The following is a 22,722-nucleotide window of genomic DNA, read 5'->3' on the forward strand; positions in this document are numbered from 1 at the left end:
CAGGATCTTATGGCGAGCAAGCAGGGTAGCAGAATGATTGTCGGGCTTGATATCGGGACCTCCAAGGTGGTCGCGCTGGTCGGTGAGATCGGTGTGGACGGCACTCTGGAGATCGTGGGTATCGGCTCGCACCCCTCGCGCGGCCTGAAGAAAGGGGTGGTGGTCAATATCGAATCCACTGTGCAATCAATTCAGCGGGCAATCGAGGAAGCGGAGTTGATGGCCGGCTGCGAAATTCACTCGGTATTTGCCGGGATTGCCGGTAATCACATTCGTAGTCTCAATTCCCACGGCATTGTGGCAATTCGTGATCGTGAAGTGGCACAGGCAGACATTGAGCGGGTGCTCGACGCAGGCCAGGCGGTGGCCATTCCCGCTGACCAGAAGGTGTTGCACATCCTGCCCCAGGAATATGTGATCGATAACCAGGAAGGTGTGCGCGAGCCGCTGGGCATGTCCGGCGTGCGCTTGGAAGCCAAGGTGCATCTGGTGACCTGCGCACTGAATGCCGTGCAGAACATTGAAAAATGCATCCGCCGCTGTGGGCTGGAAGTCGAAGATGTGATTCTCGAGCAACTGGCCTCCAGCTACGCAGTGCTGACCGATGATGAGAAGGAACTGGGCGTGTGCATGGTTGATATCGGTGGCGGCACCACGGATATCGCGATCTTCACCGAAGGCGCGATTCGCCACACGGCCGTAATTCCGATTGCCGGAGATCAGGTTACCAACGACATCGCCATGGCGTTGCGTACCCCGACCCAGTACGCAGAGGAAATCAAGATCCGCTACGCCTGTGCGCTGGCCAAACTGGCCGGCCCGGAAGAAACCATCAAGGTGCCCAGCGTGGGCGAGCGTCCCCCGCGCGATCTGTCCCGTCAGGCCCTGGCCGAAGTGGTCGAGCCGCGGTATGACGAGCTGTTCACGCTGATTCAGGCCGAGCTGCGACGCTCCGGCTTCGAAGACATGATTCCGGCCGGCATCGTGCTGACCGGTGGTACATCGAAGATGGAAGGTGCTGTGGAGCTGGCCGAAGAGATTTTCCACATGCCGGTACGCCTGGGCGTACCACAGGAATTCAAGGGGCTGACGGATGTGGTGCGCAACCCCATCTATGCCACCAGTGTAGGGCTGTTGCACTACGGCAACCGGCATAACGCCGCGGCTGCAAGCAGTTCGGAAACGAGCAAGGAATCAGCGCTGGTACGTGTCAAGCGATGGTTCAAGGGCAATTTTTAAGAGCCGCACAAAAGCGGTCTGGCGCTCGCGCAAGCGAGCAATGCAGTAAACGAAACGAAAACGAAACGAGTTAGTACTCGAGGAGATGGAACCATGTTTGAATTAATTGATAACGTTCCGCAAAACGCAGTAATCAAGGTTGTTGGTGTCGGTGGCGGCGGTGGTAACGCCCTGCAGCACATGGTTGTCAACAACGTCGAGGGCGTCGAGTTCATCTGTGCCAACACCGATGCACAGGCACTGAAGAACGTCAGCGCCCGCACCATCCTGCAGTTGGGCCCGAATGTGACCAAGGGTCTTGGGGCTGGCGCCAATCCGCTGATCGGCCGTGAAGCGGCGATGGAAGACCGCGAACGCATCGCTGAAGTGCTGCGTGGCGCAGACATGGTGTTTATCACCGCCGGCATGGGTGGTGGTACAGGTACAGGTGCGGCGCCAATCGTTGCCGAAGTGGCTCGTGAAATGGGTATCCTCACAGTCGCAGTCGTCACCAAGCCGTTCCCGTTCGAAGGCCGCAAGCGCATGCAGATCGCCGAAGAGGGCATCCGTGAACTGAGCGAGCATGTGGATTCGCTGATCACCATTCCCAACGAGAAACTACTGACCGTGCTGGGCAAAGACGCCAGCCTGCTTGCCGCGTTCAGCAAGGCCAACGACGTGCTGCTTGGCGCCGTTCAGGGCATTGCTGACCTCATCATGCGTCCGGGTATGATCAACGTCGACTTTGCCGACGTGAAAACCGTAATGAGCGAAATGGGCATGGCGATGATGGGTACTGGCCACGCCAGTGGTCCGAATCGTGCACGTGAAGCAGCAGAGGCGGCAATTCGCAGTCCGTTGCTGGAAGACGTGAACCTGATGGGCGCAAGGGGTATTCTGGTGAATATCACAGCTGGACCAGATCTGTCCCTGGGTGAATTTTCCGAAGTCGGTAGCACCGTTGAAGAGTTTGCCTCCGAGACTGCTACAGTGGTGGTGGGTACCGTTATCGATCCAGAGCTGCGTGACGAGCTGCGCGTGACTGTTGTCGCCACAGGCCTGGGCGCGCGGATGGACAAGCCCGTGAAAGTTGTCGATAACACGAGCGCCCCGGCACCTGCGGCTCGTCAGCCACAGGAAAGTACCGCGCCTAACTACCGTGATCTGGATCGTCCGACGGTTATGCGTAACACGGGTGGACAGGGCAGCAACGCGGCAGCCGCACGTTTGAGTCAGGCACCAGAAGATCTGGACTACCTGGACATTCCGGCATTTCTGCGGCGCCAGGCAGATTGATCAGACTTGATAGGTCTAGTCAATCACGCGAATAGGGCTGATTGGTGTTCAATAAAGGTGGACTTTGCTATGATACGCGCCACTTTACCGAAAATCGTTGGCCATTTTCGCGACTTTTTCGCCACTACAGCGGAAGTATAAAAGCATGATCAGACAGCGCACACTGAAGAACATCATCCGGGCCACTGGTGTTGGTCTGCATTCGGGTGAGAAGGTTTATCTCACGCTGAAACCAGCGCCAGTGGGGACTGGAATAGTGTTCGTCAGGACGGATCTGGACCCTGCGGTCGAGATACCGGCCCGGGCAGAATTTGTGGGCGAGACGACGATGTCAACGACGCTGGTCAATAACGGCGCCAAGGTAGACACCGTCGAGCACCTGTTGTCAGCGATGGCTGGCCTGGGCATTGATAATGCTTATGTCGAGCTCAGCGCCTCTGAGGTGCCGATCATGGACGGCAGCGCCGGTCCTTTTGTGTTCCTGATCCAGTCCGCTGGTATCGAAGAGCAGGACGCCGCCAAGCAGTTTATCCGTATCAAGCGTGAAATTACCGTAGAAGAAGATGGCAAGACTGCCAGCTTTTTGCCTTTCGAAGGGTTCAAGGTCTCTTTCGGGATCGACTTTGACCACCCGGTGTTTCGCGGTCGCAGCCAGTTTGCCAGTGTGGATTTCTCCAGCACTTCTTTCGTCAAGGAAGTCAGTCGTGCCAGAACCTTTGGGTTTATGCGCGACATAGAACATCTTCGCTCGCAGAATCTGGCGTTGGGCGGCAGTGTGGATAACGCCATTGTGGTTGATGAGTACCGTGTATTGAACGAAGACGGCTTGCGCTACGAGGACGAATTCGTCAAACACAAGATACTTGACGCAATCGGCGATCTTTATCTGCTTGGCAAGAGTCTGGTGGGTGAGTTCCGCGGACATAAATCAGGCCACGGCCTGAACAACATGTTGCTACGCGCCCTTCTTGCCAATAAGGAAGCGTGGGAGATAGTGACATTCGAAGATGCAGGTACTGCGCCTATTTCCTTCATGCGCCCGGCTGCGGCAGTCTGAAGTTTCGTTTCGTGTAATCTCGTTTCGTTTCGTATGGCCACTTCGGTGGCCATTTTTTTTGCTCGAATTTTGTTCAGGCATCCTTGTGATGGTAAGCCAGTCTCTCCAGTGCAGCCTTCAAACTCGGATCATTGACTTGATCTGCCGTATCTTTCAGTGCCCGCGCTGCCACCGCTGAGCGGCGCATCGGATTCAGTGCTGGTGGTTTTTTGACCACTACAGGCTGTACCTTGCAGTGAATTTTCGTTAGAGTTGCGAACTCATTGAAGGCCTGAAGCTGTCGAATCAGGCGTTTTTGCTGGTAACGCATCCGGGTAGCCCAGTGGCTGTCAGATACGGTCAGGCGAAGAACGCCCTCACGCAGCGAGGCTACGCGACAATGTTCCCTTGCAGCAGGCTCCAGCAACGTATCCAGCAGAACTTGCAGCCGCTCTATATTTCTGGCTCTGGCGTATAGACCCTTGAGGGTTGAATTAGTTCGAATCAAATCGCCGGGCCGGCGGGCATCGAGGGGATGAAAAGACATGGCATTTGCCGATTGGAGTTATTGAGCAGCGGTCATCGTATCAGAACCGCATAACTCGTAGTTTGGGGATTTTTAATTGAACATCATTATTCTGACTGACCGGCAAGGCGCGGCCAGGGCGATCAGCCTCAGCTTGCCAGTCCTTCTGGCTGCACTAGTCGCATTGATCGCGATGCCGGTTAGCGCCGTAGTGCTGACCTGGTCCCTGTTGAGCGACCCGGCTGCTGAAATCCAGCCCTCGCAGGTAGATGCCGACGCTGTCTGGGAGCAGACATTGGCTGATCTGGCCAGCAGTGAAGCTGATGAAGAGGGCTCGCACGCGCAATTGACGCACATGACCCAGCAATTGGCCCGCTTGCAGACCCGGCTAAGTCGCCTTGATGCGCTTGGCGAACGCTTGACCGAATTGGCCGAGCTGTCCGACGGCGAATTTGATTTCAATTCCGAACCGGGTGTGGGTGGTCCTGAGCTACACAAAAACAGTGTCAGTCAGGAATCCGATGTGCAGTCAGTCATCGATCGCCTCGCCGATCGAATCGATAACCGGACTCAGCAGATGAAACTGCTCGAGCAGTTGATCATGAACCGGTCGGCTGACAGCAACGCCATGCTCGATTTCATGCCGGTGCAGGATGGGTATGTTTCCTCCTCCTTCGGGCGGCGCAGTGACCCCATGACTGGCCGAATCGCCATGCATACAGGCACCGACTTTTCGGCACCCCGTGGCACTGCCATTTTTGCCGTGGGTGCCGGCGTGGTGACTTTCTCGGGCCGTAATGGCGCTTATGGCAACATGGTCGAGATCTCACATGGTGATGGCTACAAGACCCGCTATGCCCATGCCCACGAATTGAAGGTGGAGAAGGGTGATCTGGTCAGCAAGGGCCAGGAGATCGCGACTGTCGGTTCCACTGGCAGGTCAACCGGGCCGCATCTGCACTTCGAAGTTTACCGCAACGGCATGGCTGTCAACCCGGCCCGCTACATCGCCTTGAAGTGATTCTGCCCTGAAGTGATCTCACCTGGAACAATCCGAAAACGTCCACAGACCTGTGGACGTTTTCGTTTCTGCCTTACACTCCAAGGTTCTGCTCTGTTTACAGCCAGCAATACTGGCGTAATGCCGTCTCTCAGTCGTAGCGCTCATTGCCCCCGACTTGTGCAGGTTTATTGTGCAGCGCGATTCAGAGTAGAATGCTTGTTTACGGTTTGGCCCGGTATGTATCGGCCGCGCCGCCCACCCTCAAACGGATATCAAAGTCGACTATGTTTGCGCCTTTATTGAAGAAACTGTTTGGAAGCAAAAACGAGCGTGAGTTAAAGCGCATGGGCCGGGTCGTCAACGCGATCAACGCCCAGGAAGAGAAGCTGAACGCCCTGAGCGATGAGCAGTTGAAGGCCAAGACAGCCGAGTACAAGGAAAGGGTAGGCAAGGGCGAAAGCCTCGACGCGATAATGCCCGAAGCCTTCGCCCTGGTGCGTGAAGCGAGCAAGCGGGTAATGGGCATGCGGCATTTTGATGCCCAGATGATTGGCGGCATGACTCTTCACGAAGGCCACATTGCCGAGATGAAGACCGGTGAGGGTAAAACCCTGGTAGCCACATTGCCGGCTTACCTGAACGCGCTGTCCGGCAAGGGCGTACACGCGGTTACGGTCAACGATTACCTGGCCCGCCGTGACGCCAACTGGATGCGTCCGCTTTACGAATTTCTGGGTCTGACCGTGGGTGTCGTTGTTCCTTTTCAGGATCCCGAGGACAAGAAAGCCGCCTACCGCTGTGACATTACCTACGGCACCAACAACGAGTTCGGTTTCGATTACCTGCGCGACAACATGGCATTCCGGCTGGAAGACAAATTCCAGCGCGAGCTGAATTTCGCCATTGTCGACGAGGTCGATTCGATCCTGATTGACGAAGCCCGTACCCCGCTGATTATTTCCGGCCCTGCCGAAGACAGCTCGCGCATGTACGCCGCGATCAATAAGCTGATCCCCACACTCAAGCGCGGCTACCTTGCCGAAGAGGGCGTGGAAGAAGTCGAAGGTCATTACTACATCGACGAAAAAACCCGTCAGGTAGAGCTCAACGAGTCGGGCCACCAGTTCGTTGAAAGCCTGCTGGTCAAGGAGGGGTTGCTCCCGGAAGGCGACAGCCTTTACGCCGCGCAGAATCTCAACCTGCTGCACCACGTGCATTCAGGCTTGCGTGCGCACACGCTGTTCCATCGCAACGTCGAGTACATCGTACAGAACGAACAGGTGGTGCTGGTGGATGAGCACACCGGTCGTACCATGCCGGGTCGCCGTCTCTCCGAGGGCCTGCACCAGGCCATCGAAGCGAAGGAAGGTTTGAAGATTCAGGCCGAGAGCCAGACCCTGGCCTCGACGACCTTCCAGAATTACTTCCGTCTGTATAACAAGCTGTCCGGTATGACCGGTACAGCTGACACCGAAGCATTCGAGTTCCGCCAGATCTACGGCCTGGACGTGGTGGTTATTCCGACCAACAAGCCCATGGCGCGCAAGGACTACAACGATCTGGTCTACCTGACCATCGATGAGAAATTCGCTGCCATCACCGCTGATATCAAGCACAGCATGGGTGAAGGTCGCCCGATTCTGGTGGGTACTGCGTCGATCGAATCATCCGAGGCGGTGTCCCGTCTGCTGGACGCGGAAAAGATCCCGCACAAGGTGCTGAACGCCAAGCACCACGAGAAAGAAGCCGAAATTATCGCCCAGGCCGGTCGCCCTGGCGCGGTAACCATCGCCACCAACATGGCGGGCCGTGGTACCGACATTATTCTCGGCGGTAGCTGGGAAGCGGAAGTAGCCAGTCTGGAGAATCCGACTGACGAGAAGATCGCCCAGATCAAAGCCGAATGGCAGCAGCGGCATCAGCAGGTGCTCGAATCCGGCGGTCTGCACATCATCGCCTGTGAGCGGCATGAATCACGCCGTATCGACAACCAGCTCCGTGGCCGTGCCGGCCGCCAGGGGGATCCGGGTTCCAGCCGCTTCTATCTGTCGCTGGAAGATAACCTCATGCGCATCTTTGCCTCTGACCGGGTGAAGAACTTCATGAAGGCGCTCGGCATGGAGAAGGGTGAGGCGATCGAGCACCGCATGGTCACCAATGCCATCGAAAAGGCTCAGCGCAAGGTTGAAGGTCGCAACTTCGATATCCGTAAGCAATTGCTTGAGTACGATGACGTCGCCAACGAACAGCGCAAGGTTATCTACGGCCAGCGCAATGCGATCCTGGCGTCGGAAAACGTCTCTGACACCATCCAGGCCATTCGTGAAGACGTAGTGGCTGGTGCCATCAGTCAGTACATTCCGCCCCAGAGCGTGCCGGAGCAGTGGGATGTCGCGGGTCTGGAGCAGCACCTGAGTGCCGAGCTGGCGCTCAAGGTGCCGTTGCAGCAGTGGCTGGATGAAGACGACACCCTGCACGAAGAAGGGTTGCGTCAGCGCATTCTGGACGAGCTGGTGAGGGCCTATGCCGAGAAGGAAGAGCTGACCGGCGCCGATGCGCTGCGCACCTTCGAGAAGCAGATGTTGCTGCGTGTGCTGGACGATTTGTGGAAAGAGCATCTGGCGACCATGGATCACCTGCGCCAGGGTATTCACCTGCGCGGCTACGCCCAGAAGAATCCCAAGCAGGAATACAAGCGCGAAGCCTTCAACCTGTTCGAGGAAATGCTCGAGTCGGTCAAGCACGACACCATTCGTATCCTCAGCCACGTGCAGGTACGCCGTGAAGACGCTGCCGAAGAAGAAGCGCGTCAGCGCCGCCAGGCAGAAGAAATGGCCAAGCGCATGCAGTTCAAGCATGAGCAGGTAGAGCCGCCTACAAGCGCAGGCAGCGAAGAAGGTGAGAGTGAGCAAAACGAAGCTGCATCCGCCGCCCCGGTCACCCGCGAAGGACCCAAGGTCGGCCGCAACGATCCTTGCCCCTGCGGATCCGGCAAAAAATACAAGCAGTGCCACGGCAAGATAGCCTGAGCTAGCGCCATCGCCCGAGCCAGTGCTCCGCCTTACCCGGGAGGGCCTTCGTCATTCCCGCGAAGGCGGGAATCCACCCCGACCATTGGCGTTCTAGCCACCACCGTCGGTCGAGATGGAACTCGACCTCCCCGGATGGGCACGCCGCCCCTGGGAGTGGCCGAGTTCCACCTCGGCAAGGTTGTTGCCGCCACACCGCCGGCCGAGATGGAACTCGACCCTCCCGGGCGGCTACAATATCCCTCTTATTTCATCCGGAGATTGCACCATGCCCGTCGGACTTGGCCCCCTACCTGTTTTGCATCCCGTTCCAGGCTTTCGCCTGGGCATCGCCTCCGCGGGCATCAAGCGTGCGGGCCGTAAGGACGTGGTTATCATGGAAGCCGCTGAGGGCTCCAGCATCGCGGGTGTGTTCACCCTCAACGCCTTTTGTGCTGCACCGGTAACGCTCTGCCGTCAGCATCTGGGCCAGTCTCCACGTTACCTGCTGGTCAATACCGGCAACGCCAACGCAGGCACCGGCAATCCCGGTATGCAGGCAGCCCTGAAAACTTGCGCGGCTCTGGCGGAGCTGGTCGGCGTCGACAGCAAACAGGTGCTTCCCTTCAGTACGGGTGTGATTGGCGAGTTGTTACCCGCTGATAAGGTAATAGGCGCCTTGCCGGCTGCCCTGGAAAACCTTGACGAGAACAACTGGGCCCAGGCCGCGGAGGGGATCATGACCACCGACACCCTGCCAAAGGGTGTCAGCCGTCAGATCACCCTCGCAGGTGAAACCGTGACAGTAACGGGCATATCCAAGGGCGCGGGTATGATCAAGCCAAACATGGCCACCATGCTTGGCTATATCGCCACTGATGCAAAGGTAGCGCAGCCTGTGTTGCAGGGTTTGTTGCGCGAAGCGGCCGATCTCTCCTTCAACCGCATCACCATCGACGGCGACACCTCCACCAATGATTGCTGCATGTTGATCGCCACGGGTCAGACGCAGGCGGTTGAGATAACAGAGGCCGCAGGCGAGGACTACACGCTGCTGGCCGATACAATCAAGGCCGTCATGCTTGAACTGGCGCAGGCAATCGTCCGTGACGGGGAAGGGGCTACCAAATTCGTTACCGTGCAGGTGAATGGTGGGAATAACCGGGATGAGTGTCTGGATGTGGGCTACGCCATATCGCACTCTCCCCTGATCAAGACCGCACTTTTCGCCTCCGATCCCAACTGGGGTCGTATTCTTGCCGCGGTGGGTCGTGCAGGTGTGCCGGACCTGGATGTGGAGAAGATCGATGTATATCTCGATCAGGCCTGTATTACCCGCAACGGAGGCCGTGCCGAGGAATATACAGAAGCGCAGGGCGCAGCGATCATGGCCCAGGCGGAGATCACCATCCGCATTGAGCTTGGCCGAGGCGAGCATTCAGAAACGCTATGGACAACCGACCTGTCCCACGAATACGTGCGTATCAACGCCGAATACCGAACCTGAAGCGCCGGAGTGACGGGCCCAGCCCCGTCACTCCGGTCCCAGTACCTCTTAATCGCGTCAGTCCTCCCGTCACTCCCGCCAGTCTTCCCGTCACTCCCGCCAGTATCCCCGTCACTCCCGCGAACGCGGGAGCCCATTTTGACCTACCGCTTTACCAGCAAAAACATCAAGGCCCACAATACTTCGCAGCTATCACTGTGCGCTCGACCCGCCACCGCCCCACCTGATTGATTACCAATTTCCGCCCCTCTGCGCCCGACTTGGAAGGGCAAAACCGAAAGGTACCGGCCTGAAAGCCACCATTGAGAAGCTCGGTCTGACCATGGGCATTGAACCGCACATACCTGGAAACCGGCTTGTTTGCGTGTACGCGCAGTTGGGTATCCGGAGGCAGATGGCGTAAAACCTTTTCTCCCCCATCGGGCACCCCGTCGTTATTGGTGTCGACAAAGATCACCCAGCCCTCGTTCCAGTCCCCGCTGATAGGGGCGAGGGTCAAAGTGCGGTTCATTCGCACGGCCTCATCCCTGGTCATTGTCAGACCCAAACCCAGATTATTGAGTCCTGTGCTCATTCGCTGCTGGTCTATCATGCTGCCGAAACCGGGGACCGCAATGCCGATCAGCAGCGCGAACACTGCCAGCGCCACCATAAGCTCAATCAAAGTAAAACCACGGGAACGCATGGGGTATCCTCCCTGAAATGTGAAACAGGCCTACTGCCGTGTATGCCTTGAAAATGACGTCTCGACCTGTCATCACCTCGATCTTACCGGTTATCGAAACGAACGCGACCGCTTGCGGCGGGCTTTCTATAGTGTCAGCACGTGATAAAGGGGATTTTGATGAAAAGTGTGAAGGGTTTCACTCTTATTGAGTTGATGATCGCAATAGCGGTGCTGGCTCTGGTCACCGTTATTGGTTTTCCCGCGTTTAGCGGGATCTTCGAACGCTCACGCGCTGACTCTGATCTCAGCGATTTGCTCCGTGCATTCAGTTTGGCGAGGCTTGAGGCTATCAATCACAGCGAGGATGTAAATGTTAGCGCCCTCACTGATGATGATTGGACTCAGGACCTGGAAATTGTTCGCGATGGGACAGTCATACGGCGTTATGCAGGGCTTCCCTCTGGAGCGACTATTACAGCCACAGGTGATGTTGACACGATTGTGTTCGACAGCCTGGGCGGCCTGAAAACGCCGGCCAATTCTGTCGTATTCAATTACACCCGGGGCGACTCTACCAAAAGTATGGTGGTGTGCCCGACCGGGAGAATTCTCACGGGAGCGTCCTGCATATGAGAAGTAAACTCGGATTGGTACGCAGCAAACGTCAGCGCGGGGTTTCGTTGCTTGAAGTCATGATTGCCGTTTTTGTAACGGCTATTGGTGTGCTCGGAGCTGCAGCAATGCAGCTTAATGCGTTGAAATACACCGACAGCTCGCGACTCAGCTCACAGGCGAGCTTTATCGTGTATGACGTAATAGATCGCATCAGGGCGAATGCCGACCCGGTGCAACTGGATCAATATGATATTGCGAACATAGAGGCCGTGCCCGGCTCAGCAAACAGTGTATTGGCCACTGACCTGATCGATTTCGCCAATGCAGTCAGTGCTTTGCCTGATGGGGCTGGCTCGATAGACGTTAACGGCTCGCAAGTCAGTGTGGAAGTGAGCTGGTCGGAAGGTCGTGCTGGCGGATTAGACGCTGAGGGTAATGTCCAGCGAGGCGAACTGGCGATCACGACCAACGTGGCAGTCAATGCAGTGGGAGCGGCCCCATGAAGTTCAAGAATAGCAGCAAGGGTTTCGGTCTTATCGAGATCATGATTGCGCTGGTGCTGGGCTTGGTGCTGGTGCTGGGCATAACCCAGATTTTTGCCAGCAGTCGTCAGACCGCGTTAGTTCAGGATGCCTCCGCCACCTTGCAGGAAGATGCACGTTACGTGCTGACTCGTATGACGCAGGAGTTGCGCATGGCCGGCATGTTTGGGTGCCTCTCACTTGCGTCGGGCTCCATTACAAATGTACCGGCTGCCTTTGACAATCCGATTGCCTGGGATGGTCCCAACGCTACGCTGCGGATTATCACCTCCAACGCGACACAGGCGGTGGGTCAGAGTTCCAACGCCGACTGGACGCTGGTGACAGACTGCCGGACTGGTGGAAGTGTGGAGGTGGGGTCGGCTACCCCACCGGCTGGTGAGATCGCACTGCCCATCCGCCAGATCGAATATCAACTCGACGCTGCTGAGAATGTCCTCCAAGTACGTTATGGCGGCGGCGCGGGTTTCGAACCACTGATAGGTAACGTCAAGTCCCTGGATATCCAGTTTGGTGTTGCAGCTAACGCTGGTGATACCTACGTGACTGGTAACTATGTTGCTCCAGGGTTAGTCCCCAATCCGGCCGTTATTCGCAGCGTACGAATTGCACTCGTGCTTGAAGACGAAAATCAACGAACCGCCGAGCAGGAATACACGGTGGTTGCAGCCTTGCGGAATCGGTTGTTATGAGGAAGCCCTTTATGTTCAATACCACACCGAAAAAGGCCCAGGGTGGCGTGGCTTTGTTCGTTAGCCTGATTTTCCTGCTCCTGCTGACCATTGTTGGTGTGTCAGCAATGAAGAGTGCGACCTTGCAGGAAAAGATGTCGGGTAATACCCGATTCAAAACTATCACCTTCCAGTATGCGGAAGCTGGTTTGCGCGAAGGTGAGGGCTTTATTGCCAACCTCAACAGCGCGGCCGCGCTGGCAGCTTGTGCGCAATGTAATGGTAATGGGTGCCGAACACCCGACTTCGATAACGCAGCTGCCCAGAACGGTAACAGCGCTTGCGGTATATGGAGAGCAGCGACTGATGGCAATAGTCTCTATCAGATTCAGAAACTGGGTACTTCCAGCGCAGCCATTAATGTCGACCCAGGCGAAAGTGTGATGTTGTATCGCGTCACCTCAGTGGCAACTGTGGGCAATACCACTACCGCGCTGGAGAGTATTTATGCAAAGAATTAATCAGTTTGTCTCCGCGCGATTACCAAGCCAGCCGACACCGGTTACGGCAGGGAGAACTACAATGAAAAAGTTAATCAGCTTTGCCTCGGGTGTCCTGTTGAGCGGATTCGTCACCGCTCCAGTTTACGCCTTCTCTCCCGTGCAAGCGCCGATTCTGAGTGCCTCAGCTGTGACGCCGAACGTACTTGTTCTGCTGGATAATTCGGGGAGTATGCGGAACGCGATAGCTCCTTCAGGAGTAGCAGCTAGCAACTACGATAATGTGGCTTATGCTACAAGCAGGGTTGAAAGGCGATGTAATTTCTTTGGCTGTCGTAATGTGACCGTCGAATTATACCTTGAAGCGGACAACGATAATATAACACTCGGAAATTTGAGCAGAGGTATCGGGTCATTATGTAGTACAGGCCGTGTTGCCTTGTACCTTTTGAGTGGTAATAACGTAAGCGACCGTCGCTGTTTTATGCTTCCAGATCCAGTTGGGAATGGACTTACTCGATATACCAGAAAATATTTATCCTATATTTATAACACTTGGCCTTCTACCTCGAACAACGGGGTCGACTTGAGGAACGTTTTGCCTGACGATTATCGTATGAACGTTGCACGGGAGGTGACCAATCAAATCGTTTCTGATAACCGAGGTTTAAGATATGGGCTTTTTACTTTCAACCCACCTGCTGATGGTAATCGCGGACCGGGTGGGTCTTTACAAATCGAGGTCAAGGATTTTTCTGAAACCGTTTCTCCTGCCGGTTCAGTGATCACTAGTGCGTCTCAGGCTCAAACCAATTTCGAGGACTTTGTAGACGAGGTGAATGATGTAGATGCCTCGACCAATACTCCACTGGCTGAAAGTTATTATGAGATGACGCGATATCTCAGGGGGCTGGCTCCCGATCAAGGATTGCAGACTCTATCGGGCAGCAGTACTTACGAGAGTCCTATTGAGTACCGTTGTCAGCGAACTTTCAGTATCGTGGTAACTGATGGTCTGCCGACCTTTGACCGAAGTTTCCCTAATGACGACCCCAAGCGCAATAATCCCAGTGTGACCGGCAATAACAACCTGCCTAACTGGGATGGTGATAGTGGAAATGACGGTAATGATTCATCGGGCGACGCCGAGGGTGACACGCTCTTTCTAGACGATATAGCCAAATTTGCTTACGATATTGACTTGCGCGATACGACCGCACCTGACTTGGCTGGCAAAAGCTTTAACGCGGCAGGCTTTGCTAAACAGAACATGCAGACATACACCGTCGGCTTTGCTACCAGCAACGACATGCTTGAAGATGCTGCTGATTACGGCAATGGCGAATATTACACTGCCAATGATGCTAGCGAGTTAAATGATAGTCTGTCTAAAGCAATCAACGCCATCACTGCTCAGGCAGGTTCCGGTGGGGCAGGTGCTTCGAGTTCCGCGACTTTAACCGCCGATACGGTCTATTACAAAACCCTTTATGAGCCCTCCTCATGGAGTGGCACGATTGAAGCATATCGTCTCAACTCCGTTACAGGGCGCGCCGATACGTTGCTTTGGACTACGGATAACACCTTCACACCAAGCCTCAATCCCGCGAGTTATCAGGGCTATAACACCGCTACTAACGCGCCGGTAACTCTCGCTTACGGTAATCTTTCCCCTGCGCAGCAGGCACAGTTGAATGGTTCGGTAAGTTCGCCTATTACGGGTGCTGATTTGTTGTCCTGGAGCAAAGGCGCATCGATTAGCGGATTACGCAGTCGTTCAGTTTTGCTGGGCGATGTCGTCAACTCTTCCCTTGAGCGAGTAGCTCCCGAAACGCAAAGCGTGTCTGCGATTGTTGGAGATTTAAGTTACGATAGTTACTTGGCTTACAAGACTTCTGAGCTCGAGACCAGTCTGATCGTTAATGCCAATGACGGTTTTTTCCATATTCTAAACGCGGACAATGGTCAGCACCGTTATGGCTACATGCCCTCAAGTGTGCTCCCTTCCCTGAATATCGTAGCTGAACCTGATTATGCCGAGTCCGGCACTCACCGGTTCCTGGTAGATGGGCAGATATCGGTATCAGATGCCCAGCTTGGCTCTACCTGGTCAACTGTTGCCGTCTCTGGAATGGGCGCAGGCGGCAAGAGCATGTTTGCTGTCAGGTTATTCCAACAAACCGCTACCAATCCAAATACGCCATCTGCGCTCTGGGAGCTCTCTCCTCCGGCTGCCAATACGCCGTCCAACCAGTGGAATGACCTTGGCTACACATACTCCCGTGCTGCGATTGCTAGAACCAAGGATAACCAGTGGGTCGCAGTTTTCGGCAATGGATATGGTAGTCATACTGGCAAGGCAGCTCTTTACATTGTCGACCTGGCAACGGGCGCCCTGGTTCGCAAGATTGTTGTAGATGAGAACACCTCCGGGACAGCAGCTGAGCAGGCGAGGGGCTCGGGGCTGGCCTCTCCACAGATCGTGGTAAACGCGCAGCACCAGATCGAGAAGATCTATGCCGGTGACCTGCGCGGCAATCTCTGGAAGTTTGATACCTCTTCGACATTGGAAAGCGACTGGTCTGCAAGCAAATTGTTTGCTGCTGGTTCAACACAGCCGATTACAACGTATCCGCTGATTACCGAACATCCCCAAGGGGGGCACCTGGTATCGTTCGGCACGGGTAAGTTGGCCGAAGCCCCAGACAAGCTGACAAAGACTCAGCAGGCGTTTTACTCGATCTGGGACTCTCCGACAAACACCGGGGAGGTTGTGCTGGCAAATCTGCAGCCTCAGTCCATTACTGATGAGGTTACGATCGGTGGTCAGGACTACTTCCGCACCAGCGCCAACCCGGTCGACTTCAACACGCAGAAAGGGTGGTATCTGCCTTTGATTTATAACGGTGTCGCCGAGGGTGAGCGGGTGATCTTCCCGGCTCAGACAACAGAGGGCCGGGTAGTCTTTGTAACGGCGATCATTGATGCTGAGGACCCTTGTGTTAGCTCGGGTAGTGGTCGACTTGTTGAGCTCGATCTACTCACAGGCGGTATGCTCAATTATGAGGTGCTGGATACCAACAGGGATGGCAGGATCGACGATAATGACTCGATTGTTGCGGGCATCGATATCAATGAGGGGCTACCTGGTTTGCCTGTCATTATCGATCGAGGTGATGACAAGCCGACGCAAACCAAAGCTGTCTTGCTGTCCACAGGTCAGACTCTATTCCTTGATGAAAGAGCTGCCGCTTCTGGGCTATCCCGTCGTATCATGTGGCGACAGCTGCAATAAGGAAGTGCTATGAGAAGCAAGGGATTTACTTTGATCGAGGTCATGATTGTGGTCGCCATTGTAGGCATTCTGGCGGCCATCGCGTACCCGAGTTATGTTGAGTACACGAAGAAGACCCGTCGCGCGGAGGCCTCCGCGGTGCTGTTTGAGGCCGCGCAGGTGACGGAGCGTCAGTTTTCGCGTACTGGTGCCTACGCCGGCGCGCCGATACCCACTCGCAGCCCTATAACAGGGGACGCTGTTTATAACGTGGCTCTCGCCAACGGAGCGGGCACTGACGGAGGCTATCTTATTACGGCTACCGCAGTTGCTGGTGGTGTAATGGCGGGAGATGACTGTGCAACCATGACGATAAATGCGCTGGGTCAGACAACTCCGGCAGACGATAAATGCTGGAGAGAGTGACGCCTTGCCAGGCGCTATCAGACTCTTTCCAGCAACACCCCACTCTCCATATGGTGGGTATAGGGAAACTGATCAAAGAGTGAGCATCGGGTTACCCGGTGCGTGCTGGACAGGTCCAGCAAATTCGCCGCCAGGGTTTCCGGATTACAGGAAATATAAAATATTCGCTTGTAGCCCCTGACCAGCTCCAGCGTGGCCGGATCAAGACCTGCTCGGGGTGGATCGACGAACACCGTACCGAAGTCGAAGCTCTGTAGGTCGATACCCTGTAACCGGCGGAATTCGCGTACGCCAGTCAACGCCTGGGTTACTTCTTCACTTGCCAGCCGCACCAGGGTGACGTTTTCTACGCCGTTCATTTCCATATTGGTAATAGCTGAATAAACCGAGCTTTTGGCCAGCTCGGTGGCCATCACCTTGCGAAAGCATGTCGATAGCGGCAGCGTGAAGTTGCCGTTACCGCAATAGAGCTCCAGCAGGTCGTCATCGTTGCTGCCGGCAGCGTCCTGAGCCCAGCTCAGCATGTGCTGATTCACGTTGCCGTTGGGCTGGGTGAAGCCGCCTTCTACCTGTTGGTAGCGCCAGGTCCGGCCATTGACTTCCAGTTCTTCAATGACATGGTCCCGTGAAAGCACACGCTTACGGCCTCGGCTTCGGCCAATCACCAGGATGTCGAGCTGGTCTGCAAGGCGCTGCGCAGCCGCGTCCCAGGTTTCATCAATCGGGCGGTGATAGCACAAGCTGACCAAGGCTTCGCCCGACAGCGTGGTGAGAAACTCGACCTGAAACAGCTTGCGCCCCAGCATTGGTTCGGCTCTGCAGGCTTCTAATAACGGCCCCATCAGTTCGTTGATGCGACGGCTGGCGATGGGCAGTTGGTCGATCAGGATTGGCTTGTATTTGTTGCCCTTCTCAAACATGGCGTAGTACGGCTTGCCATCCTCATACCAGAGCCGGAATTCGGCTCTCAGGCGGAAATGCTCCCGCGGAGACTCGAACACCTCCGGTTCAGGGGCGTTGAAGGGTTTCAGGAGCTCAACCAGGCGCTGGCGCTTGGCTGCAAGTTGCTGTTCGTATTCGGCAGGATCGAAGGACAGGCTCATCAGTTGAACAACGCAAGTTTGATGATGAAAAGGGCCGCCAGAGCATAGAGGCTGGGGTTCAGATCACGCCAGCGGCCGGCCAGTAGCTTGATCAACGTCCAGCTGATAAAGCCCAGTGCAATGCCGTTGGCGATGGAGAAGGTCAGCGGCATGGTGATGGCCGTGATAACCACAGGGGCTGCGACCGTCAGGTCTTCCCAATCGACCTGTACCAGGCCGCCGGTCATCAATACAGCAACAAACAGCAACGCAGGTGCCGTGGCAAAGGCAGGAACGGCGCCGGCCAGTGGCGAGAAGAACAGGCTGATCAGAAACAGTAAGGCCACAACGCAAGCGGTCAGGCCGGTACGGCCGCCTGCAGCCGTGCCTGCCGCCGATTCTATATAGCTGGTAGTGGTGGAGGTGCCCATGGCGGCGCCGGCCATGGTGGCGGTGCTGTCGGCCATGAGGGCGCGGCCCAGGCGCGGTAATTTGCCGTCTGCTTCTACCAGGTTGGCCCTCTGCGCCACGCCGATCAGTGTTCCCGAGGTATCGAACAGGTCTACGAACAGAAAGGCGAAGATCACGCTGAGCATGCCTATCTCCATGGCTCCGCGGATATCCAGTGCCAGGAAGGTCGGTTCAAGGCTCGGCGGTGCCGAAACTACGCCATTTGCCTGGCTAAAGCCGGCAAGCAGGCTGATGCCGGTAATCACCAATATACCGATCATCACCGCTCCGGTGATTTGCCGATACGCCAGGGCTACGATAATGGCGAATCCCAGGCCTGCCAGCAGCGGTGCGGGTTGCGACAAGTCACCCAGGGTCACCAGCGTGGCAGGGTGGTCAACGACCAGGCCGGCGTTCTTCAGTGCGATCAGCGCCAGAAAGAGTCCAATGCCGGCGGCTATTGCTGAGCGCAGTGCCATTGGAATGCTGTTGATGATCCATTCGCGGACCTTGAATATGCTCAGCAGAAAGAACAGAAAGCCTGAGATAAAGACCGCGCCCAGTGCGACTTCCCAGCTGTAACCCATAGAACCGACGACGGTGTAGCTGAAGAAGGCATTCAAACCCATGCCCGGTGCCAGTGCAATCGGGTAATTCGCCCACAGGCCCATGATCAGCGAGCCGATGGCTGCCGCCAGACAGGTCGCTACGAAGGCAGCACCGGGATCGATACCCGCGTCTGCCATCATCATCGGGTTGACGAAAATGATATAGGCCATGGTCAGAAACGTCGTCAGGCCGGCAATCACTTCGGTGCGCACGCTGGTGCCGTGAGCTTGCAGTTGGAATAGCTTTTCCAGCATGGCGGTATCTCGTTTAGGGAGGACGAAAAAGGCCGGCATTGTAACGGACTGGCGCCGTTTAATGAATTCCTCCCAGCTTTATGGCAGGCTTTATGGCTAATTTCCAGGGAGTACCGGTATGAGCGATACCTTTGATACAGACGAAAAGCGCGTCAGCTACGGCATTGGCCGACAGATGGGCGACCAATTACTGACCAGCAACATCCCTGATCTGACGATTGATCTGGTGGTCGCTGGCCTGCGCGATGCTTTTACTCAGCAGCCGAGCCAGGTGGACGAAGCTGCACTGCAGGAGGCCTTCCAGGGTTTGCAGGCGAAAATGCAGGCCGTTGCTGAAGAGGCGGCTCGCGAGGCAGGCAAGGCAGGAATCGATTTCCTGGCACAGAATGCGGAGCGCCCTGGTGTGATTACCCTGGACTCGGGTCTGCAATACGAGGTCGTCAATGCGGGCGACGGAGCGACTCCTGTCGCGTCCTCCACCGTGCGCACCCACTACGAAGGTACCTTGATTGGCGGGGAAGTGTTCGACAGTTCATACAAGCGCGGCGAGCCTGCGGAGTTTCCGGTGGGCGGCGTTATTGCCGGCTGGACCGAGGCCTTGCAGCTCATGCAGGAAGGCGCCAAATGGCGGCTGTTCATCCCGCCGGAACTGGCTTACGGTGGCCGCGCCGCGGGTAGCATTCCGCCGCACAGCACGCTGATATTCGATATTGAGCTGATCAAGGTACTTTAAGATCGCTTCGCGACGGGGTCGGCGCTCCTACCGGCAGGAGCGCCGGCTCCGGCCCGAAGGGGTGGCTCAGAAGCGGCGTTCGATCGCGAACTTGGCCAGCTGCTCCAGAGAGTCGCGGTAGACCGAAGGTGGCAGCACCTGGAGCAGCTTGACCGCTTCGTCGATGTGCGTGCGCGCGAGTTGCGAGGTGTAATCCAGCGCCCCACATTCACGCACAGCTTGCTGTATTGCCGTGATGTCTTCGATTCCGCCCTTCTGGATCGCCTGGCGCACTTTCTGCGCCTGCTCAGCCGTTCCCTCACGCATGGTATAGATCAATGGCAGGGTAGGTTTGCCTTCGGCCAGGTCGTCTCCCACATTCTTGCCCATGGCCTCGGCATCGCCGGTGTAATCGAGTACATCATCGATCAGCTGGAAGGCGATGCCCAAGGCATTGCCGTATTGGCGCAAGGCGTCAATCTGCTCCTCGTTGGCTCCTGCAAGAATGCCCGCGCTGTGAGTTGATGCCTCAAACAGCATCGCGGTCTTGCTGCGGATAACTTCCATGTAGGTGGCTTCGTCGGTGCCGGCGTCGCGGACCTTGGTCAACTGCAGTACTTCACCCTCGGCAATCACGTTGGTGGCGTTGGCTAGCACCTGCATGATGCGCATGTCACCCATTTCGACCATCATTTCAAACGCACGGGAATACAGAAAGTCTCCTACCAGTACGCTGGGCGCGTTGCCCCACTTGGCGTTCGCGGTAGAGCGACCGCGACGCTGGTCGGATATGTCGACTACGTCGTCGTGCAGTAGGGTGGCGGTGTGCAGAAACTCGATAATTGCGGCCAGGCTGTGTTGGCGTTCATCGCTCAGGCCGCAGGCCCGGGCGCTGAGCAGTACCACCAGAGGTCGCAGGCGCTTGCCTCCGGCGTTGATGATGTAATTGCCGATTTTCTCAACGAGAGGAACGCGCGAATGCAGCTGGCGAATGATCAGCTGGTTGACTGAGTCAAAATCATCGGCGACTGCGTTGTAAAAAGGCAGGGTGGACATTAACTGCACATTCCTCGTAGGTTGCGCGGCATGCTAGGCGGCAGGCCCCGCGCTGTCAAGAAAGCCGCTGCCTGGTAACCTATAAAAGGCTGTTAACAGGCCTGTTGGGTGAAGAAGGTAAGTCTTGCGCAAGCGGCACGCATTGCGTAGAATTCCCGCCCCTGAAAACCGTATTTACGGCTAAGCAGATTTACAGCATCCCTGTTTTAACAATGGCAAGGTAGGGCCCGATAGGCGGGTTCACTTGCAGCCATGCCGGCCACTAACGATTATACCCAAGCGCCGGGTGAGCAGGATTACGGAGAAAGCATCATGTACGCAGTGATTGTTACCGGTGGTAAGCAGTACAAGGTCGCCGAAGGCGAATACCTGAGAGTAGAGAAGCTGGACGTTGAAACTGGCGCCAGCATTGATTTCGACCGCGTGCTGCTGATTGGCAATGGCGATGACGTACAGATCGGCGCGCCTGTTGTTGAAGGCGCCAAGGTGACTGCTGAAGTTAGCGCCCACGGTCGTGGCGATAAAATCCGCATCATCAAGTTCCGTCGTCGCAAGCACCACATGAAGCGTCAGGGCCACCGTCAGTGGTACACCGAAATCAAGATTACCGGCATCTCTGCCTAAGCCCATTGAGGAGATAAACACCCATGGCACACAAAAAAGCAGGCGGCTCCACACGTAACGGTCGCGATTCCGAATCGAAACGCCTTGGCGTGAAAATGTATGGCGGCCAGGCAATCATCCCCGGCAACATCATCGTTCGCCAGCGCGGCACTGAATTCCATCCCGGCAAGAACGTCGGCATGGGCAAGGATCACACCCTGTTCGCCAAAGCGGCTGGCGTGATCAAGTTTGAAGTGAAGGGCAAGTTGGGTCGTCGCTACGTAAACGTCGTAGAAGCCTGATACCACCCTCGGTTCGAAAAAGCCCTGTCTGACGACGGGGCTTTTTTGTTTGTTCTTTTTGTAGCAACCTTTAGTCCATCCCGTTGCGGGAGGGAGCAAGATGAAATTCGTTGATGAAGTGTCCATCACGGTCAAGGCCGGCGATGGGGGCAATGGCTGCATGAGCTTTCGCCGGGAGAAATTCATCCCCAAGGGCGGGCCTGACGGCGGTGATGGTGGTGACGGTGGCTCCATTTATCTGGTGGCCGCGGAAAACTGCAATACCCTGGTTGATTACCGCTACAAGCGGCGTTTCAACGCCCAGCGTGGCGAAAACGGTCGTGGCAAGGACTGTTCCGGCGCCAAAGGTGAGGACATGTTCCTCGAGGTGCCGATTGGCACTACCGTGATCGATGCCGGTACTCAGGAAATAATCGGTGACTTGACCGAAGCCGGTCAGCGCCTGCTGGTTGCCCAGGGCGGTTTTCATGGTCTGGGTAATACCCGGTACAAGTCCAGCGTGAATCGTGCGCCGCGGCAGACGTCGCAGGGTAGCCTGGGTGATCTGCGGGACCTGAAGCTGGAGCTGAAAGTTCTGGCGGACGTGGGTCTGCTCGGTTTGCCCAATGCGGGCAAGAGTACGTTTATTCGCGCGGTATCTGCAGCCAAGCCAAAGGTAGCGGATTATCCGTTTACCACCATGGTGCCAAATCTGGGTGTTGTGGATGTTGGGCAGTTGCGCAGTTTCGTGATTGCGGACATTCCCGGTGTTATAGCCGGTGCCGCTGAGGGCGCAGGCCTGGGAACGCGATTCCTCAAGCACCTGTCGCGCACTCACCTGTTGCTGCACCTGGTCGACATGGTGCCGCCGGATGACAGTGATCCGGTGGAGTCCATCGAGACGATCATTCATGAACTGGGCAAGTTCAGCCCCGCGCTAACGCTTCGTGAGCGCTGGCTGGTGCTGAACAAGTGCGACCAGTTGATGGAAGACGAGCAGCAGGCGTTGCTGGATGACGTGGTCGAGCGGCTGGAGTGGGAGGGTCCGGTGTTCGTCATTTCCGCCTCCGAGCGTCAGGGTACCGACGAGCTGGCCAAGGAAGTAATGAATTGGCTGGACGAGCGTACGCTGCGTATGCAGGAAGATGAGGAGTACGCCGCTGAGGTGCGCGCTCTGGATCAGCAGATCGAGGATGAAGCCCGCGCCCATATCCAGAATCTGGACGATCGCAAGGCGCTGCGCAAGCAGGGTCTGCTCAACGAAGATGATGATGCGGATGATGACGACGAAGATGACGAAGATGGTCCGGAGATCATCTACGTGCATTGATTGCTGATACTGCTGCCTACTGGGAGTGTCGAGTTCCATCTCGACGAGGCGGCGCC

21 protein-coding genes are annotated in these 22,722 nt (G+C 56.3%); 16 read left to right on the forward strand and 5 right to left on the reverse strand.

Annotation, left to right across the window (positions count from 1 at the left end):
• Positions 1–9 precede the first annotated feature (9 nt).
• The 3 genes from ftsA to lpxC all read left to right on the forward strand — a co-directional run bounded on the left by ftsA (position 10) and on the right by lpxC (position 3,571).
• Complete coding sequence (gene ftsA, locus FZF01_RS10635; RefSeq protein WP_150278137.1) at positions 10–1,239, forward strand: cell division protein FtsA; 1,230 nt, start codon at positions 10–12, stop codon at positions 1,237–1,239.
• A 93-nt stretch (positions 1,240–1,332) separates the two neighbouring features.
• A complete protein-coding gene (gene ftsZ, locus FZF01_RS10640; protein ID WP_150278138.1) occupies positions 1,333–2,514 on the forward strand; it encodes a cell division protein FtsZ in 1,182 nt (393 codons plus the stop codon).
• A 145-nt stretch (positions 2,515–2,659) separates the two neighbouring features.
• Positions 2,660–3,571 carry a UDP-3-O-acyl-N-acetylglucosamine deacetylase gene (lpxC, locus tag FZF01_RS10645; protein ID WP_150278139.1) on the forward strand — a complete coding sequence of 304 codons (912 nt, stop codon included), beginning with the start codon at positions 2,660–2,662 and terminating at the stop codon, positions 3,569–3,571.
• A 73-nt stretch (positions 3,572–3,644) separates the two neighbouring features.
• On the opposite strand, the gene FZF01_RS10650 is transcribed toward lpxC, so the two are convergent.
• Positions 3,645–4,097, reverse strand: coding sequence for a DUF721 domain-containing protein (locus FZF01_RS10650; RefSeq protein ID WP_150278140.1), 453 nt, complete (start codon positions 4,095–4,097; stop codon positions 3,645–3,647).
• A gap of 76 nt (positions 4,098–4,173) precedes the next feature.
• Between FZF01_RS10650 and FZF01_RS10655 the strand changes: the two genes are divergently transcribed.
• From FZF01_RS10655 to argJ, 3 genes are all read left to right on the forward strand, one after another.
• Positions 4,174–5,097 (forward strand): M23 family metallopeptidase, encoded by a 924-nt coding sequence (locus FZF01_RS10655; protein WP_150278141.1) that lies wholly within the window; start codon positions 4,174–4,176, stop codon positions 5,095–5,097.
• A 266-nt stretch (positions 5,098–5,363) separates the two neighbouring features.
• Positions 5,364–8,108, forward strand: coding sequence for a preprotein translocase subunit SecA (gene secA / locus FZF01_RS10660; RefSeq protein WP_150278142.1), 2,745 nt, complete (start codon positions 5,364–5,366; stop codon positions 8,106–8,108).
• Positions 8,109–8,376: 268 nt separating this feature from the next.
• Positions 8,377–9,594, forward strand: coding sequence for a bifunctional glutamate N-acetyltransferase/amino-acid acetyltransferase ArgJ (argJ, locus tag FZF01_RS10665; RefSeq protein ID WP_150278143.1), 1,218 nt, complete (start codon positions 8,377–8,379; stop codon positions 9,592–9,594).
• 166 nt (positions 9,595–9,760) lie between these two features.
• Here argJ and FZF01_RS10670 read toward each other — a convergent pair whose 3' ends face one another.
• The gene (locus FZF01_RS10670; RefSeq protein ID WP_150278144.1) at positions 9,761–10,279 is read right to left on the reverse strand and encodes a GspH/FimT family pseudopilin; all 519 of its coding nucleotides are present in this window, start codon (positions 10,277–10,279) and stop codon (positions 9,761–9,763) included.
• Between the two features lie 159 nt (positions 10,280–10,438).
• Here FZF01_RS10670 and FZF01_RS10675 point away from each other — a divergent pair, with 159 nt between their 5' ends.
• The 6 genes from FZF01_RS10675 to FZF01_RS10700 all read left to right on the forward strand — a co-directional run bounded on the left by FZF01_RS10675 (position 10,439) and on the right by FZF01_RS10700 (position 16,289).
• Positions 10,439–10,894, forward strand: coding sequence for a GspH/FimT family pseudopilin (locus FZF01_RS10675; protein WP_150278210.1), 456 nt, complete (start codon positions 10,439–10,441; stop codon positions 10,892–10,894).
• The gene (pilV, locus tag FZF01_RS10680; RefSeq protein ID WP_150278145.1) at positions 10,891–11,379 is read left to right on the forward strand and encodes a type IV pilus modification protein PilV; all 489 of its coding nucleotides are present in this window, start codon (positions 10,891–10,893) and stop codon (positions 11,377–11,379) included. The genes FZF01_RS10675 and pilV overlap by 4 nt, the downstream gene beginning before the upstream one ends.
• Entirely contained in the window at positions 11,376–12,110 is a 735-nt protein-coding gene (locus tag FZF01_RS10685; RefSeq protein ID WP_150278146.1) for a prepilin-type N-terminal cleavage/methylation domain-containing protein, read from the forward strand. The genes pilV and FZF01_RS10685 overlap by 4 nt, the downstream gene beginning before the upstream one ends.
• 11 nt (positions 12,111–12,121) lie before the next feature.
• Positions 12,122–12,610, forward strand: a complete 489-nt coding sequence (locus FZF01_RS10690) for a pilus assembly PilX family protein (protein ID WP_223825473.1) — start codon at positions 12,122–12,124, stop codon at positions 12,608–12,610.
• A gap of 61 nt (positions 12,611–12,671) precedes the next feature.
• Positions 12,672–15,884, forward strand: a complete 3,213-nt coding sequence (locus FZF01_RS10695) for a pilus assembly protein (protein ID WP_150278147.1) — start codon at positions 12,672–12,674, stop codon at positions 15,882–15,884.
• 9 nt (positions 15,885–15,893) lie between these two features.
• Complete coding sequence (locus FZF01_RS10700; protein WP_150278148.1) at positions 15,894–16,289, forward strand: type IV pilin protein; 396 nt, start codon at positions 15,894–15,896, stop codon at positions 16,287–16,289.
• Between the two features lie 17 nt (positions 16,290–16,306).
• On the opposite strand, the gene trmA is transcribed toward FZF01_RS10700, so the two are convergent.
• Together trmA and FZF01_RS10710 are read right to left on the reverse strand one after the other, a co-directional pair.
• Positions 16,307–17,392 (reverse strand): tRNA (uridine(54)-C5)-methyltransferase TrmA, encoded by a 1,086-nt coding sequence (gene trmA / locus FZF01_RS10705; protein ID WP_150278149.1) that lies wholly within the window; start codon positions 17,390–17,392, stop codon positions 16,307–16,309.
• Complete coding sequence (locus tag FZF01_RS10710; protein WP_150278150.1) at positions 17,392–18,684, reverse strand: NCS2 family permease; 1,293 nt, start codon at positions 18,682–18,684, stop codon at positions 17,392–17,394. The genes trmA and FZF01_RS10710 overlap by 1 nt, the downstream gene beginning before the upstream one ends.
• Before the next feature lie 118 nt (positions 18,685–18,802).
• On the opposite strand from FZF01_RS10710, the gene FZF01_RS10715 reads away from it, so the two are divergent.
• Positions 18,803–19,417, forward strand: coding sequence for an FKBP-type peptidyl-prolyl cis-trans isomerase (locus FZF01_RS10715; protein WP_150278151.1), 615 nt, complete (start codon positions 18,803–18,805; stop codon positions 19,415–19,417).
• A gap of 66 nt (positions 19,418–19,483) precedes the next feature.
• Here the strand turns inward: FZF01_RS10715 and FZF01_RS10720 are convergent, their stop codons facing one another.
• Positions 19,484–20,452: a polyprenyl synthetase family protein gene (locus tag FZF01_RS10720; RefSeq protein ID WP_150278152.1), complete on the reverse strand. Its 969-nt coding sequence runs from the start codon at positions 20,450–20,452 to the stop codon at positions 19,484–19,486.
• 312 nt (positions 20,453–20,764) lie between these two features.
• On the opposite strand from FZF01_RS10720, the gene rplU reads away from it, so the two are divergent.
• From rplU to cgtA, 3 genes are all read left to right on the forward strand, one after another.
• Positions 20,765–21,076 (forward strand): 50S ribosomal protein L21, encoded by a 312-nt coding sequence (gene rplU / locus FZF01_RS10725; protein WP_150278153.1) that lies wholly within the window; start codon positions 20,765–20,767, stop codon positions 21,074–21,076.
• A gap of 23 nt (positions 21,077–21,099) precedes the next feature.
• Entirely contained in the window at positions 21,100–21,357 is a 258-nt protein-coding gene (gene rpmA, locus FZF01_RS10730) for a 50S ribosomal protein L27 (RefSeq protein WP_150278154.1), read from the forward strand.
• 100 nt (positions 21,358–21,457) lie between these two features.
• The gene (gene cgtA, locus FZF01_RS10735) at positions 21,458–22,666 is read left to right on the forward strand and encodes an Obg family GTPase CgtA (RefSeq protein WP_150278155.1); all 1,209 of its coding nucleotides are present in this window, start codon (positions 21,458–21,460) and stop codon (positions 22,664–22,666) included.
• Positions 22,667–22,722 lie beyond the last annotated feature (56 nt).

The sequence above is a fragment of the Halopseudomonas salina genome (assembly GCF_008641105.1).